At 52.2% G+C, this 13,991-nt stretch carries 10 protein-coding genes; all 10 read left to right on the top strand.

Going from position 1 to position 13,991, the window contains the following annotated elements:
• Nucleotides 1–193: 193 nt before the first annotated feature.
• The 10 genes from RJP21_RS17680 to RJP21_RS17635 all read left to right on the top strand — a co-directional run bounded on the left by RJP21_RS17680 (nt 194) and on the right by RJP21_RS17635 (nt 13,954).
• Nucleotides 194–1,987 carry a sensor histidine kinase gene (locus tag RJP21_RS17680; RefSeq protein WP_310860448.1) on the top strand — a complete coding sequence of 598 codons (1,794 nt, stop codon included), beginning with the start codon at nt 194–196 and terminating at the stop codon, nt 1,985–1,987.
• Nucleotides 1,962–2,795 carry a response regulator gene (locus RJP21_RS17675; RefSeq protein WP_310860447.1) on the top strand — a complete coding sequence of 278 codons (834 nt, stop codon included), beginning with the start codon at nt 1,962–1,964 and terminating at the stop codon, nt 2,793–2,795. Before RJP21_RS17680 ends, RJP21_RS17675 begins: the two co-directional genes overlap by 26 nt.
• Nucleotides 2,796–2,951: 156 nt before the next feature.
• Nucleotides 2,952–4,280: an ABC transporter substrate-binding protein gene (locus tag RJP21_RS17670; protein ID WP_310860446.1), complete on the top strand. Its 1,329-nt coding sequence runs from the start codon at nt 2,952–2,954 to the stop codon at nt 4,278–4,280.
• 123 nt (nt 4,281–4,403) lie between these two features.
• A complete protein-coding gene (locus tag RJP21_RS17665; protein WP_397386235.1) occupies nt 4,404–5,354 on the top strand; it encodes a carbohydrate ABC transporter permease in 951 nt (316 codons plus the stop codon).
• A gap of 26 nt (nt 5,355–5,380) precedes the next feature.
• On the top strand, nt 5,381–6,214 hold the full coding sequence (locus RJP21_RS17660; RefSeq protein ID WP_310860445.1) for a carbohydrate ABC transporter permease: 834 nt from the start codon (nt 5,381–5,383) through the stop codon (nt 6,212–6,214).
• A 406-nt stretch (nt 6,215–6,620) separates the two neighbouring features.
• Nucleotides 6,621–6,863: a heterocycloanthracin/sonorensin family bacteriocin gene (locus RJP21_RS17655; RefSeq protein WP_310860444.1), complete on the top strand. Its 243-nt coding sequence runs from the start codon at nt 6,621–6,623 to the stop codon at nt 6,861–6,863.
• 350 nt (nt 6,864–7,213) lie between these two features.
• Nucleotides 7,214–9,172, top strand: a complete 1,959-nt coding sequence (locus RJP21_RS17650; protein WP_310860443.1) for a putative thiazole-containing bacteriocin maturation protein — start codon at nt 7,214–7,216, stop codon at nt 9,170–9,172.
• A complete protein-coding gene (locus RJP21_RS17645) occupies nt 9,169–11,118 on the top strand; it encodes a TOMM precursor leader peptide-binding protein (protein ID WP_310860442.1) in 1,950 nt (649 codons plus the stop codon). Before RJP21_RS17650 ends, RJP21_RS17645 begins: the two co-directional genes overlap by 4 nt.
• Before the next feature lie 44 nt (nt 11,119–11,162).
• Nucleotides 11,163–12,755, top strand: a complete 1,593-nt coding sequence (locus tag RJP21_RS17640) for a SagB family peptide dehydrogenase (protein WP_310860441.1) — start codon at nt 11,163–11,165, stop codon at nt 12,753–12,755.
• 185 nt (nt 12,756–12,940) lie between these two features.
• Complete coding sequence (locus RJP21_RS17635) at nt 12,941–13,954, top strand: DUF3231 family protein (protein ID WP_310860440.1); 1,014 nt, start codon at nt 12,941–12,943, stop codon at nt 13,952–13,954.
• Nucleotides 13,955–13,991 lie beyond the last annotated feature (37 nt).

The raw sequence follows: 13,991 nt of genomic DNA, 5'->3' as shown, positions 1-13,991 counted from the left end.
CAACGTTTAAGCCTATCTTGCTTCTGTTAGCCGCTTATTCTCCTGATTTATTAGTACGTCGTAAGAGGTTTTTCTTACGATATTTCGTGCTTTGTTCGGAATTTTCACAACATTGCTTTGAAAGCGCAATCATTCATATATAAAATAGCATTACGCAAGTGATACTTTTGAAAAAAGAGGGTGATTCGCAACAATGAGATCCTGGTTCCACACTCGTTTCCCCCCATTACACTCGATTGTCGTGCAGCTATTCCTCTTTTTTTTCTTCGGGATGACTCTTCCTGTCCTGATCGGAGGATTCATATCCTACCACAAATCGTCCATGATCGTTGAAGAGCAGGTCAGTAAAGTGGCCGCGCTAACGATTGTGCAGGTGAGCGATAAGCTCAACATGTTTTTCAAGAAACTGGACGACTCCTCGATGATGGTACTCAACAGTAAAATCGTCCACAACATTTTGGAGCAGAGACAGGGTGATAACGCCTACGAAACAACGCTTAAGGTGAAGGACGGCAAAGATATGCTGACTTCGATTATGATCAATTCGCCGGAAATTCTCGATATTTATATTTTTGATACAAAAGGCAAAAATTCGGTGCTTAGCGCAGACTCCCTCATGTCGATTCCGAATCAGTGGGATTCCGACTGGTATAAGGCCATATTGAAAGCTAACGGCAATACCGTATGGTTTGGGCTCTCCGAAACTTCATACCTGAAAAGGACCGGGATGGGATTCCCGGTTTTTGGTCTCGGCCGGGCTATCCGGAGCTGGGAGACGGGCGAAGTCATCGGCGTCATGTTTGTCGAGGTGATGGGAAACGTGCTGATCGATGAGCTGAACCGCGTTCAATTCGGCGATACGGGTTACGTCTACATCGTCAACGACCGGAACCAATATTTCTACCATCCCGATCCGAACGAGTACGGTGAGATGTCCAAGCTGCCGCTGCCGGCCCGGAAAATGCAGCTGCGCGAAGGCCGGCGCAACACGCTCATGATTCCAGAGCGACTGAACAACGGCTGGCTCGTGGTAGGCGTCGTACCGCTCGAGGAGTTGACTGCAGACTCATCCAGCATTCGAAATCTGACGGTGTTGATTGCCCTGTGCTCCATCGTGCTGGCGATTGGCATGGGCTACTACGTTACACGCCGAATCGGGAATCCGCTCGTCTACTTGAGCCGCTTGATGCGCAAAGGAGAAGCCGGCGACTTGACCATCCGCAGCCGCAGCGTCGGACGCAATGAAATCGGGCAGCTTGGCCGCAGCTTCAACAAGATGATTGAACAGATTGAGCTGCTCGTCGAGCGGATCGCCAAGGAGGAATCCGAGAAGAAGAAGGCTGAAATCCGGGCCCTTCGGTATCAGATTAATCCGCATTTTCTGTACAACACGCTCAATTCGATCCGCTGGCTTGCCAAGCTGAACCGCACGAACGACGTAGACAAAGCCGTGACTTCGCTCGTTCAGCTGCTCGAGGTCAGCATGGGGCGAAGCGGCGTTTTCATCCAATTAGGAGAAGAGCTGGACCTGCTGCAGAAATACATGGTCATTCAAGGGTACCGATATGACAACGCCATCACGCTGCTTATGGATTGTCCGGAAGAGCTGAAGCAAATTCCGATTCCGCGCATGCTTCTCCAGCCGATTGTTGAAAATGCGGTCTTCCACGGCATCGCCCCGAAGGATGAACCGGGTACGATTGAGATTCGTGCGCGGCAAGAGGGGGAGGAGATCATCATCAGCATCGCCGACGACGGCGTAGGGATGAGCGAGGAGCGGCTTGCCCAAATTTTCGCCGATGAGCGGCCGCATCATAACCGGGGGATGACCAACATCGGGCTGCGCCATGTTCACCAAACGATTCGGCTGTATTATGGCAACGGATACGGGGTCAGTGTGACCAGCGAGCTCATGCGGGGTACGGAGGTCACGATTACTTTTTCAAAATTGAAGGGGGATCATGATGTACAAAGTGCTGTTGGTTGATGATGAAGCCATCGCAAGAATGGGGATTCGGTCTACTTTTGATTGGGAAGTCAACGGATTCGAGCTGGTGGGAGAGGCTTCCAACGGCCAGCGGGCGATGAAATGGGTCGAAAGCAAGGATATCGACATTCTGATTACCGATATTGCCATGCCGGTGATGGATGGACTTGAGCTTGCGCGCAGGACGAGGGAGATCTGCCCTTGGGTCAAGGTGCTCCTGCTTAGCTGCCATAGCGATTTCGAGTATGTCCGCGAGGGGATCCGGCTGGGTGCCTTTGACTATATTTTAAAGCCGATGCTGAGTGCGGAATCGTTAAAAACCGTGCTGTATGAAATGCGCCACAGCTTGCAGAAGGAGAAAGAGGACCACCGTATTTTGGAGCAATACAAGGAAAAATGCAGCGCAGACCCGGTAGCCGTGATGTCGCTGCCCCTCCCTGCCGATTGTCCGCCTCCGGATAAATCGCTGCACCAACGGATCGTCCAGCAGGCGGTCGAGTATATCACGGAGCATTTTACAGAGTCGATTTCTCTACAGCTGGTTGCAGACAGGGTGTGCGTCAGCCGCAATTATTTCAGTGAAATGTTTAAGCGGGTCACAGGACATAATTTCATCGACTACTTGATTACGCTGCGCGTGAACCGGGCAAAGGAGCTTCTGCAAAATCCAACGCTGAAAGTATATGAGGTCGCGGAGATGTCCGGCTTCAATGACACCAAGCATTTCAGCAAGCAGTTCAAAAAAGTCGTCGGACTGACGCCTGCGGAATTCCAGGGAATGCCGCGCAGATCTGCGCCCTTCAGCTGAATAATTCGCAGAATAGAAAACATAGGAAAACATGACACGATTTCGGAAATTAGTGTCGTTCAAAGGCGAAGGTAGCCGTTTTATAATATTCACGTAAACGTTTTCACACCATGGTGCTAAGCAGACGACTACTCTTTGGAATGGGGGAGTAAAAAAATGAAAAAGCTCAGAAAGTCCTTGCTTGCGGTGTTATTGGTGACGATGGTTGCGCTTCAGGCATGCGGGTCTGGCGGCAGCGACAACCAAGGAGCGCTGTCGGAAGACGGTCAAGGGGGTGGGGAGAAGGTCAAGATTAAATGGGCGACCTGGGGAAATCCCGGAGAGCTGACCCGCTTCCAAGAGTTCACGAAGGACTTCAACTCGAAGCATCCGGACATTGAAGCGGAGCTGATTCCGATTCCGGGGGAATACGACCAGAAAATCCTGACTCAGCTGACGGGAGGAACCGCGCCCGATGTGTTTTATGCAGGCGATGGCTTCGTTGTAAAACTGATCGAGAATAAAAGCATCGAGGAAATAACGCCGCGAATGACGGCGGCAGACAGCAAAATCAAACCGGACGACTATTTCGAGGGACTGTGGGGCGCGGCGAAGCGTGACGGCAAAATCTACGGCGTGCCGGTCGACTGCAATCCGATGGTGCTGTGGTATAACAAGAAAGTGCTTAAGGACGCAGGAATTACGGAGATGCCGGCCGACCTTCAGGCGAAGGGTGAGTGGACCTGGGACGCGTTCAAAGGCATGGTGGAGAAAATCCGCGACTCGAAAAAGTACGGGTACGTGCTGGACAACTCCTGGAACAGCTACTACAGCTGGGTAACGTCAAACGGCGGCAAAGTTTACGACGATAACGGCAAGTTTATCGGTTATGACGATCCGAAGGCGAAGGAAGCATTCCAGTTCCTGTACGATAACGTAAAGGAGAAAAATATTACATTCTCCGGTACGCTGCCGAAGGGGCAGGGCGGCGACGCCATGTTTATGTCCAACCAAGTCGGGTTCGTCGGGGCCGGACGCTGGTATTTGCCACTGTTCAAGAAAAACTCCAGCCTGGAGTACGATGTCGTGACCTGGCCGACCAACACGGGGAACAAGATTGAACCGGCCGGGATTCCGACGGCATTCCTGGTCATGAACAGCGCGTCGAAGCATAAAGACGCGGCCTATACCTTCTACTCCGAATTCCTGAGCTCGGATGGACAGAAGTTCCGTCTGCAAGGCGGAGGCAATGCGGTGCCGTCCGTTCAAGGCGTGGATGACGTCGTTCTGGAAGGAAACCTGCCGGAGCATGCGCAGCTGTTCCTTGATGCCCGTGAAGTGGGTTATTCGCTGACTCCGTTCGAGGCCGGCATTCCAGGGTTGAGCACGGATATTACTTCCAAATTCGAGGCGCTGTGGCTCAAGAACGGCGAATTGGACGCATCGCTCAAAGACATTCAGGAAATGGCCAACAAAAAAATCGACGATTATAAAAACGGCAAATAACGAAATTCTGGAGGGAAGGGAGCGCAGGGCACAGCGCAGCGTTCCTTCCCTCTTTCCATGCTGGCTGGTGACTGACGGCCAACGCTTCGTAAGGCGTAATTCGCAAGAGGAAGGTGGATGTGTATGCAGAATCAGACGGCCGATAGATCCGTTTCTGCACCGGCCTTGCAGCCGGACAACAAAAGGAAGACCGCTTTGACGAACAAAACGTCGGATGGCATTTGGGGCTATGTTTTTATTTTCCCCCAATTGGTCGGATTGCTGCTGTTCTCGTTAATTCCCCTGATCTCGGCTTTTGTGCTCAGCATGATGAAATGGGACGGGATGGGGGAGAAGCAGTTTGTCGGACTGGATAACTTCATCAACACGTTCAAGGATGAGGACTTTCGGATCGCCGTGGTCAACACGCTGTATTATACGGTGCTAACCGTGCCTACGGGCATTATTCTGGCGATGCTTATCGCGGTGGGCCTGAATCGGGTAAAAGGCAAGCTGATTTACAGGCTCATTTATTTTATGCCGAACATTACGATGTCCGTGGCGGTCGCCGTCGTATTTATGTGGCTGTTTAATGCCGATTTCGGGTTGATCAACCTTTATTTGAAGGAGTGGTTCGGGATCGACGGCCCCCGCTGGCTTACCGACACGCGGTTTGTCATGCCGTCGATCGCCATGCTCAGCGTCTGGATGGGGCTTGGCGGGAACATGGTCTTGTTCCTGGCCGGGCTGCAGGGCATCTCCGCCAGTTATTACGAAGCGGCACAAATTGACGGCGCCAGCAAATGGCAGCAGTTTGTCAACATAACCGTTCCGTTGCTGTCTCCGACGACCTTTTTCGTGACGATTATGACGATTATCGGATCGTTTCAGGTGTTCGACCAATCGTTCGTCATGACCTCCGGCGGGCCCGCGAAAGCGAGCTATACGATCGTGTTTCACATTTACGATTCGGCGTTCGTGGACTTTACGTTTGGGAAAAGCACGGCGACAGCGGTCATTCTGTTCATCATGATCTTGGCGCTGACGCTGTTCCAAATGAAAATATCCAAACGCTGGGTCCATTACGAGGACTAGAATCGACCGGATAAGGAGGAGAACGCATGCAGACCAGAGGACTACGCTTGTCCACCGTCCTGCTTCATTTTATATTGGTGCTCGGCGCGTGTATTATGGCGCTGCCATTTATATGGATGCTGCTGAGCTCGCTCAAGGATCTGTCCCAAGTTTTTATCGTGCCGCCGAAATGGATCCCCGATCCGTTCGTGTGGTCCAACTTCAAAACCTCGTTAACGGCTTTGCCCTTCGGAAAGGCGTATTTCAACAGTTTCTATATCAACGTGATCGTCGTTGCTTCGCAGCTTTTCACTTGCTCGATGGCGGCTTACGCATTTGCCAAGATCCGGTTCCCTTTCCGGGAATCCCTCTTCGTCCTCTTTTTGGCTACGATGATGGTACCGGGACAGGTGACGATTATCCCCCTGTATTTGATGATGAAAAGCATCGGCTGGTTGGACTCGCATCTGTCGATCATTGTGCCTGCCGCGTTGTTTAATGCCTTCGGCGTGTTCCTGCTGCGCCAATTCTTCAGAGGCATTCCGAAGGAGATGGAGGAGGCCGCCATCGTAGACGGTGCCAACCGCTGGACGATTTACGCTCGCATTATGCTGCCGCTGGTAAAACCGGCTTTGTCTGCGCTGGGAATCTTCACGTTCCTCGGCATGTGGAACAGCTTCTTTTATCCGCTCATTTTCCTGAATACTCCCGAAAAATTCACCGTCCCGATGATGCTGAACCTGTACCGCGGCATGTATTCCACGGACTGGACGCTCATGATGGCCGGCGCCGCGATTGCTCTTATTCCGGTACTGATCGTATATATCATCGGTCAGCGTTATATTATAGAGGGCGTCACGCTTTCCGGGATCAAGGGATAGCGAGGGCGCTCCATAGTCTTTGATCTAAGCAAAGTTGCAGCAGCATGGTCAGGTTCCTTGACCATGCTGTTTTTGCGTAACCGTTTTTGATCAACACTTGATGGCTTTCATCTACGGCACCAATGAAATCATTAAACATCCTCTTGTCTTGGGCAACATTGCGCAGGTTCCAATGTTACGAAAACGTAATGCGATTCAACAGCAAATGACAACGAAGCGAATTTTCATCCATTCCAACCTAATCTGCCGGGTTCTTTTTTATTTGGTAGGCGGATGTCATAGGAACACTAGCGGATCCCATTTCATAAATTATCTTGTCGAGAAGGAGGGATGGGCTTGTATGCCGGTCGTTCTCGTATAACGAATGTCCCATGCAGGGTATTGAATGTGATACGGAGGGTATAAAATGAACGAATTCCAGAAGGATCTGCAAAACCTGAATGTCGGCCAGTTTACTTCGACGGGGGTGACACCTTTGTCGGGGCAAAATCAGTACTATGCGGGGGATCCCCGTTTATGTGTTGGAATTTGCTTTTTTTGCGCCGGCTTTTGCGGCGGGTTTTGTTCATGCAGCAACTGTTTCCGCTGTAGCAGCTGCTTCAGCTGCGCCGGCTGCGCACGTTGCGGAAGCTGCGCTCGCTGCCGTTGAGTACCGAAAAAATCGCTTTGCGATCCGCAAAACGGTATGCCCCTGCAAATGTCTCGCCTTGCAGGGGCTGTTCCTTTTTTAGTTTTAGGCATGACGGACAAAACGCGCTACATAACTTAAAAATGAAGAAAAACCGAAAGCTTGGTACAACGCGATTTTACCGGCAAGAACTTCGTTTTTAACTGAGGACTTGCAAAATCCAAGAAGCGACTTTCAATCAGCAATAGATAAAGCGAAACGGTTTAATTCGACTATATATTGTACCCGGGGGCGGCCGGAATCGAATTTTGCAAAATCCTGACCTGCGCAACGGTTTTGCTTCCGGCAAAACTTTAAGGAGGAATAAAAAATTGAACCCTTCTATGCGTCTGAAAGTGAAAGGGGATACGTTCTTTCTCCCCGATTCGAATGGCGGCGTCTATTTTCGCAACAATACGGGTTCGTTTCGAATGGAAGGCGACATGATTGATCTGTGGATCGAAAAATTGCTGCCTATGTGGAGTGGGGATTATTCCATGGCGGATCTGACGGACGGGCTGCCGGAACCCCACAGGGTACGGGTTTATGAAATCGCGGAAGTACTGCTGAGTAACGGCTTTGTCCGGGATACCAGCCAAGACAGCCCTCATAGCCTTTCGGAAGAGGTACTACGGAAATATGCCGGACAGATCGAATTTCTGGACAGCTTGGCAGGGGCGGGCGCTTACCGCTTTCAAACCTATCGCCAAGCTAATCCGATTGCGGTAGGTTCCGGTCCGATATTTGTCTCGCTCGTTGCGGCTTTGTTGGAATCTGGATTGCCCCGGTTTCGTATGCTGATCATGAACCGGGCGACCACGGATTGCCGGCGGATCTCCGAGCTGACGGCGACCGCGCGTCTATCGGATCCCGAGGTCGAAGTCGAGGAGATCTTTCCGCCGAATGACGGCTTCCCCGATTGGCCGGAGGTCGTGCAGCTGGCGGATTCCGTTCTCTATATCGCTCAGGATGACGATCCCGGAGAGCTGAGAGCGCTGCATGCTGCCTGCAGGGACGCGAAGAAGCTGCTGCTGCCTGCCATCTACTTGCGGCAGGTCGGCATAGCCGGGCCGCTGGTACACCCGGATTCGGACGTCTGCTTCGAATCCGCATGGCGCAGGATACACCGAGCCGCCCTTGGCGATGCGGGTCGGCCGACCGCCGTCTCTACTACATCGGAAGCCATGCTCGCGAATGTGGTCGTATTCGAATGGCTTAAGACCGTTTCGGGGACGACGGCTTCCGAATTGAACGGAAAGTTGTTCCTGCTGAATCCGGAGACATTGGAAGGCGAGTGGCATTCGTTACTTCCACATCCGCTGGTCAGCGGGCTTCGTCCGGCCGAACCTACGGATCCGTTCGACCTTCCAATCGAACAGCGTTCAAAGAGGAAGGAAGCCGACCGTCTCCTCTCCTATTTCAATCGCTTGACTTCGGCGGAGACCGGCATCCTGCACTGCTGGGAGGAAGGGGACTTGAAGCAGCTTCCGCTCTCACAGTGTCTCGTCCAGGCAGCCGACCCGCTTTCGGAAGGCCCCTCCGATCTGCTGCCGCAAATCGTTTGTATGGGAATGACCCATTATGATGCAAGGAAGGAAGCGGGCTTGGCTGGCATCGAGGCGTACGTGTCGCGATTGGCCGGGGTTCTGAAAGCGGCCGGGCCTGCCCAGCCGGATACCGCAAGTCCAATCGAGTTTCAGCCACATGAATATGTGGGGGTCGGAGCTGGAGAGACGGTAGCGGAAGCTGTTCTCCGCGGACTCCAGAAATGTCTGTTCGAGGAGCTGAAGAGCCGCTCTGAATCCAGCGTGCCCTCCGTTTATCGAATTGAGCTCAGCAAGGTTGATGATGGTTTCTCACGCTACTGCTTGCGCGTATTGAGTACGATGCGGGATGCTCCTGTAATCGGATTGGGGCAAGAAGTATCGGGTTTCCCGGTTGTTTGGGTCGGTACGAGCGGGTACTGGTACGGCGGGGTCGGGGTAAACCGCACGATGGCGCTGCGAGAAGCGCTTCGACAGGCGCTGATGAGGATCCAAAACGATGCGGCGGACATCCAAGGCCAAATCCTGGAGCGCTCTTCGGTCAAGGTGGAAGATGCCTTGCCGCAGAGCCTTGCGATCGCCGGCGTCGATGAGTTGGAATACGGCATGATGCTGCAGTCCGTCCGGCAAACCCTGCAATCGAACCGTAAGCGGATCACGGTCGTCGATTTGTCGACAGAACCGTTTATGAAAGAAGAGCTGGCAGGCGTGTATGGCGTGTCGCTGAGAGAGGGGGAGACGCTTTGAGCGCGATCGTAACGGTCATCGGGGAAGGGCAGCTCGCGGATTTGGTAATCAAGCAATTGTCTGCTGATGACCGCTATCGGCTGTTCCGGCAGGAGAGCATCGAATCCGGAGAGGCGGCAATGGGAGACTTGGCGCTGGTATTGAACGATGCTTGGGACCCTTCCGTTCATCTTGCGGCGGAGGATCGGTTCCGACAGTCGGGAACGCCCTGGCTGCGCGGCTTCGTTGCATTCGGAGAGGGGATTGTCGGTCCGTTGGTTCGTCCCGGGGGGCAAGGATGCTCGCAATGCGCGGATACCCGGCTTCTGCTGGCGGGAAGCGACCGCAGGGAATCGTGGGAACTACAACGGATGCTGGCATCGCATGGGGGCATCGCCCGGGACGCTTGGGCGTCTCGCACGGGATTATTGCAGGTGGCGAGCCTTGTTGCGGCAGAAGCCGTGAAGATGCTGGAAGGCAAAAAGCCGGAGACGGAAAGCCGGATTTACTTGATCAATCTGCGTACGATGAAAAGCTCGTCGCACTTCTTCCTTCCCGATCCGTTATGTCCGATCTGCGGCCGATTGCCGGAAGACGATGAGGAAACTGCCCGCATTGCGCTGCAGCCAAGCCTGAAAATCAGCGGAGAAACGTACCGCAGCCGTTCGATGGATGAGCTGAAGGATGTTTTGGCCAAAGAATACCTGGATGCCAGGACCGGCTTTCTGAACGGGAAAATGGTTGACCTTGTGTCTCCTTTTGCCGATGCGAGCATCAATTTGCCCTTGTTTGGCGGAGATGAGGCTTGCGCAGGTCGGACCCACTCCTATGCGGATAGCGAAATGACGGCCATCCTGGAAGGACTGGAGCGTTATTGCGGTCTGTCGCCCCGCGGCAAACGAACCGTCGTTCATGACAGTTTCCGCAATTTACAGGGCCGAACGCTCGATCCTCTCCGCGTAGGCGTCCATGCGAAGGAACAATATGAACGCTCCGGCTTCCCGTTCAAACCATTTGATCCGGAGCGACCGATCGACTGGGTATGGGGTTATTCGTTCCTGCAGCAGCGTCCGATTCTCGTACCGGAACTGCTGGCTTATTACAGTTCGGGCTGCGGTCACGGATTCGTATACGAAACGTCCAACGGCTGCGCGCTGGGCGGCAGTCTGGAGGAAGCGATCTTCTACGGGATGTTGGAAGTGGTGGAGCGCGACTCGTTTCTCATGACCTGGTATGCACGGCTGCCTCTGCCGCGTCTGGACCACCGTTCGGTCCAGGACCGGGAGTTGAGATGGATGACGGATCGTTTAGAGGCCGTGGCGGGTTATGACGTGCATTTGTATAAATCGACAATGGAGCACGGCATACCGAGTGTGTGGGCGCTTGCGAAAAACAAGAAAGAGCGGGGGGTGAATCTCATCTGCGCGGCGGGCGCCCATCCGGATCCGATTCGAGCGGCAAAGAGCGCGATCCACGAGGTGGCGGGCATGCTGCTCACGCTCAGCGAGAAATTCGAGGAAAACCGTCAGAAGTATGAACGGATGCTTCTCGATCCGTACCAGGTCGTTGAGATGGAGGACCACTCCATGCTGTACGGGCTGAAACAAGCGGAGGAACGGCTCGATTTTCTTCTGAATGAAGATCGTCCGATGCAAACGTTCGCCGAAGCGTTTGAACCGAGGGACTGGAACGCAGATCTGACCGATGATCTGAAGGCCATGCTGCACGTTTTCCGCCAATTGAATCTTGAAGTGATCGTGGTCGACCAGACGACGCCGGAGACGCGTCGCAATGGACTCTATTGCGTGAAAGTGCTCATTCCCGGCATGCTGCCGATGACGTTCGGGCATCATCTCATCCGTATAACTGGACTGGATAGGGTGCTCAAGGTCCCTGCGGAGCTGTCTTATTCGCTGGAGCCCTTGTCGCCCGAGCAGCTTAATCCGTATCCGCACCCGTTTCCTTAATTGACGGTTATGGGGCGGCACGGTTGAAGACAAGGAGGAAAGCGATGAGTCTTATGAATTTGGACGTTTTTCTTCACCGTTTGCAATATGATCCGGATAAGGTCAAGCCCTTGGATTGGGAGACGGATTGGGATGACGCACCGCTTCCTTACAAGCTTTATCGCGGGTTGCCAATGTTTTCGCTTTCCAGGGAAGTGCCTGCAACGCTCGAGGGCAGGGATACGATCGGTGTGCCTAACCTTCGCGATATCGGACATTTCCTTTATTATGTATTCGGGCTTACGCAATTGACCCAATCCGTCCTGGAACGCGGACCAGTGGAAGAATCGGCAGGCGTCCTGCAGATGTGTCGGCGCTTCGTCCCTTCCGGAGGCGGGCTATATCCGAGCGAATTGTATCTCTATTTGAAGCTTGATGAATTGCCTGCCGGCGTATATCATTACGATGCGGCGCATCATCGGTTGGTGTTGTTGCGCGAAGGAAACTTCGATGCTTATGTAGCGAGGTCGCTCGGGAATCGCCGCGACGTGAACGGTTGCTTCGGAGCGGCGTTCGTATCTACGGTTTACTGGAAAAATTTTTACAAATACAACAATTTTGCCTACCGGTTGCAGGGACTAGATGCTGGCATATTGATCGGACAGCTGCTCGAAATCGCGAAACGATTCGGATATTCGTCCAGCGTGCATTTTCAATTTCTCGATCAAGCCGTCAATCATTTGCTCGGACTATCGGAACAAGAGGAGAGCGTGTATGCGGTTATCCCGTTATCGACTGATCCGGTGATCCGGTGGATGGAACGCGGGAACGAGGATGAGCACACGGTTTCCGCCTCCGAGCTGTGCCGGGAGTTGTCGCCTGTCAGGCATGATCACTATGTCAGGTCACGGAGGATCGCAGATTATCCGTTGCTGCTCCGGATGAGCGAAGCGTCCCGACTGGATTCGACGCAATTATTCCGAGAAATCGTAAAGGATGAACAAGCAATCCCGGATCAAGCGCTCTTACTACCTCTGCCGCCTGTAGAGAGCTTGCCTTATGATTTGGCGACGGTTTGCCGCAACCGGTTTTCGCCCGAGACGGAATTCATCTTGAAGCCGATCGCTCTCTCCCGGCTTGCAGCTCTACTTCGGGAAACGACGCTTTCCTTCTCGTATCGTAATGACCTGGATGGCCCGCAGGAACGGCCGGAACCCCGTGTATGCCTTTATGGCTGCTTCTACGGGGTCGATGACGTTCCGGATGGTGCTTATCGGTACGATGGCGCCGCGCATGCGCTGCAGCCGGTTTGTTTTGGAGATCACCGTCAACGGATGCAGGAGGGAATGTCGCTTTCCAATATCAATTTGTTTCAAGTGCCGCTCGGCTTTCATGTAGCAGGGAAGAGGGGGTTCTTTCAATCGCAGCTCGGCAAGAGGGGATACCGCATACAGCAAATGGAAGCAGGGATGCTCGTGCACAGGTTATTGCTGGCAGCATCCGCCCTCGGGATGGGAGGACGTCCGCTTCTCGGGTTTGACGCCAATTCCAGCGACGCGCTTTACCGGACGGCTGCTCGGGATGAAACGGGGCTGATTTTTATACCGGTCGGTCCCTATCGTCAACGTGTGCGGTTGGCAGGGAGCTTGAGCCGTTAAAATGAAAATTCATTGCTAACGGCATTGCCGCAAACGGTCAGGTCATCAGCGATGAAATCCGCTCAGCCTGTCTCTTCTCGTATCAGTGGAAAAAGGGAGATGTGCTAAATAAAGGTGCATTTTTAGCGTATTTCGAAGCTGTCCAATGGATATCCTAGACATGGTTCCCAATTGATCATAAAGGAATGAGTTTTGTGAAAACGGATCAATCACAATTAACGGCAGCGGAGATGGGAAAACTTTGGGCAACGTATATTGGAAATACGATGGGAAAATGCGTGCTTAGTTATTTTCTTCAGCATGTGAACGATAAAGAAATTAAAGAAATTTTACTATATGCCCAGGGATTATGTGAAGATTATATACAGGACATTGAAGCCATTTTTAAACAAGCGGACTTTCCAATACCGGTCGGGTTTACAAAGGACGACGTAAATTTGGAAGCACCCAGACTGTTTGAAGATGATTTTTATCTTCATTACCTACAGTATCTGGGCAAAGCCGGTATGAGCATTTATAGCGTGGCCATTCCTTTAGTAACAAGAAAAGATGTCCGGGATTTTTTTATCAAGTCCCTTCATGATACGAGCAAATTGATGGTTCTTGTCAATGATGCCTTGCTCTCCAGAAATACATTAATAAATCCACCCGTCATCCCTTCCCCCGAAGGAGTCGATTTCGTTACAAAACAGAGTTTTTTAAATGTTTTTTTTGGAAATGTGAGACCGTTGCATGGATTGGAAATTGCCCATCTTTACGGAAACCTGAATAACGACATCACGAGCAAAGCTATTATTACTGGCTTTATCCAGGTGGCGAGAAGCGAAGAAGTCAGACAATATTTAGAACGTGGAAAGAATCTTAATCAAAAACATATTGATCTGATGTCGGATAAATTGTCGAAAGACGATTTGCCATCCCCTTCGACTATTGATCATTTGGTCAGATCATCAACTGAGCCTCCTTTCTCAGATAAACTAATGGTCTATCATAAAATCGATATGTTCTCCATGAAGATAAGGGAATACGCCAATGGTGCATCACTTAGTGGAAGAAAAGATGTTGCTGCCTTATTTGCAAAATGCCAATTGGATGTAACATTATATGTAGAAGATGGTGCCAATATTATGATTGACCATGGCTGGATGGAGCAACCTCCGGAAGCTGTAGACCGAGATAATTTACAAGCTGGACATTAAAATCTTGATTTTGAAGCTGCCTTGGATAGAAGCGGGA

The sequence above is a fragment of the Paenibacillus sp. VCA1 genome (assembly GCF_031583795.1).
GTDB classification, from domain to species: domain Bacteria; phylum Bacillota; class Bacilli; order Paenibacillales; family Paenibacillaceae; genus Paenibacillus_AQ; species Paenibacillus_AQ albilobatus.
This window is presented reverse-complemented; position numbering and strand designations above follow the sequence as displayed.

Coding starts and splice junctions, on each gene's coding strand:
- RJP21_RS17680 (WP_310860448.1), top strand. CDS start 194: ATGAGATCCTGGTTCCACACTCGTTTCCCCCCATTACACTCGATTGTC.
- RJP21_RS17675 (WP_310860447.1), top strand. CDS start 1,962: ATGATGTACAAAGTGCTGTTGGTTGATGATGAAGCCATCGCAAGAATG.
- RJP21_RS17670 (WP_310860446.1), top strand. CDS start 2,952: ATGAAAAAGCTCAGAAAGTCCTTGCTTGCGGTGTTATTGGTGACGATG.
- RJP21_RS17665 (WP_397386235.1), top strand. CDS start 4,404: ATGCAGAATCAGACGGCCGATAGATCCGTTTCTGCACCGGCCTTGCAG.
- RJP21_RS17660 (WP_310860445.1), top strand. CDS start 5,381: ATGCAGACCAGAGGACTACGCTTGTCCACCGTCCTGCTTCATTTTATA.
- RJP21_RS17655 (WP_310860444.1), top strand. CDS start 6,621: ATGAACGAATTCCAGAAGGATCTGCAAAACCTGAATGTCGGCCAGTTT.
- RJP21_RS17640 (WP_310860441.1), top strand. CDS start 11,163: ATGAGTCTTATGAATTTGGACGTTTTTCTTCACCGTTTGCAATATGAT.
- RJP21_RS17635 (WP_310860440.1), top strand. CDS start 12,941: ATGAGTTTTGTGAAAACGGATCAATCACAATTAACGGCAGCGGAGATG.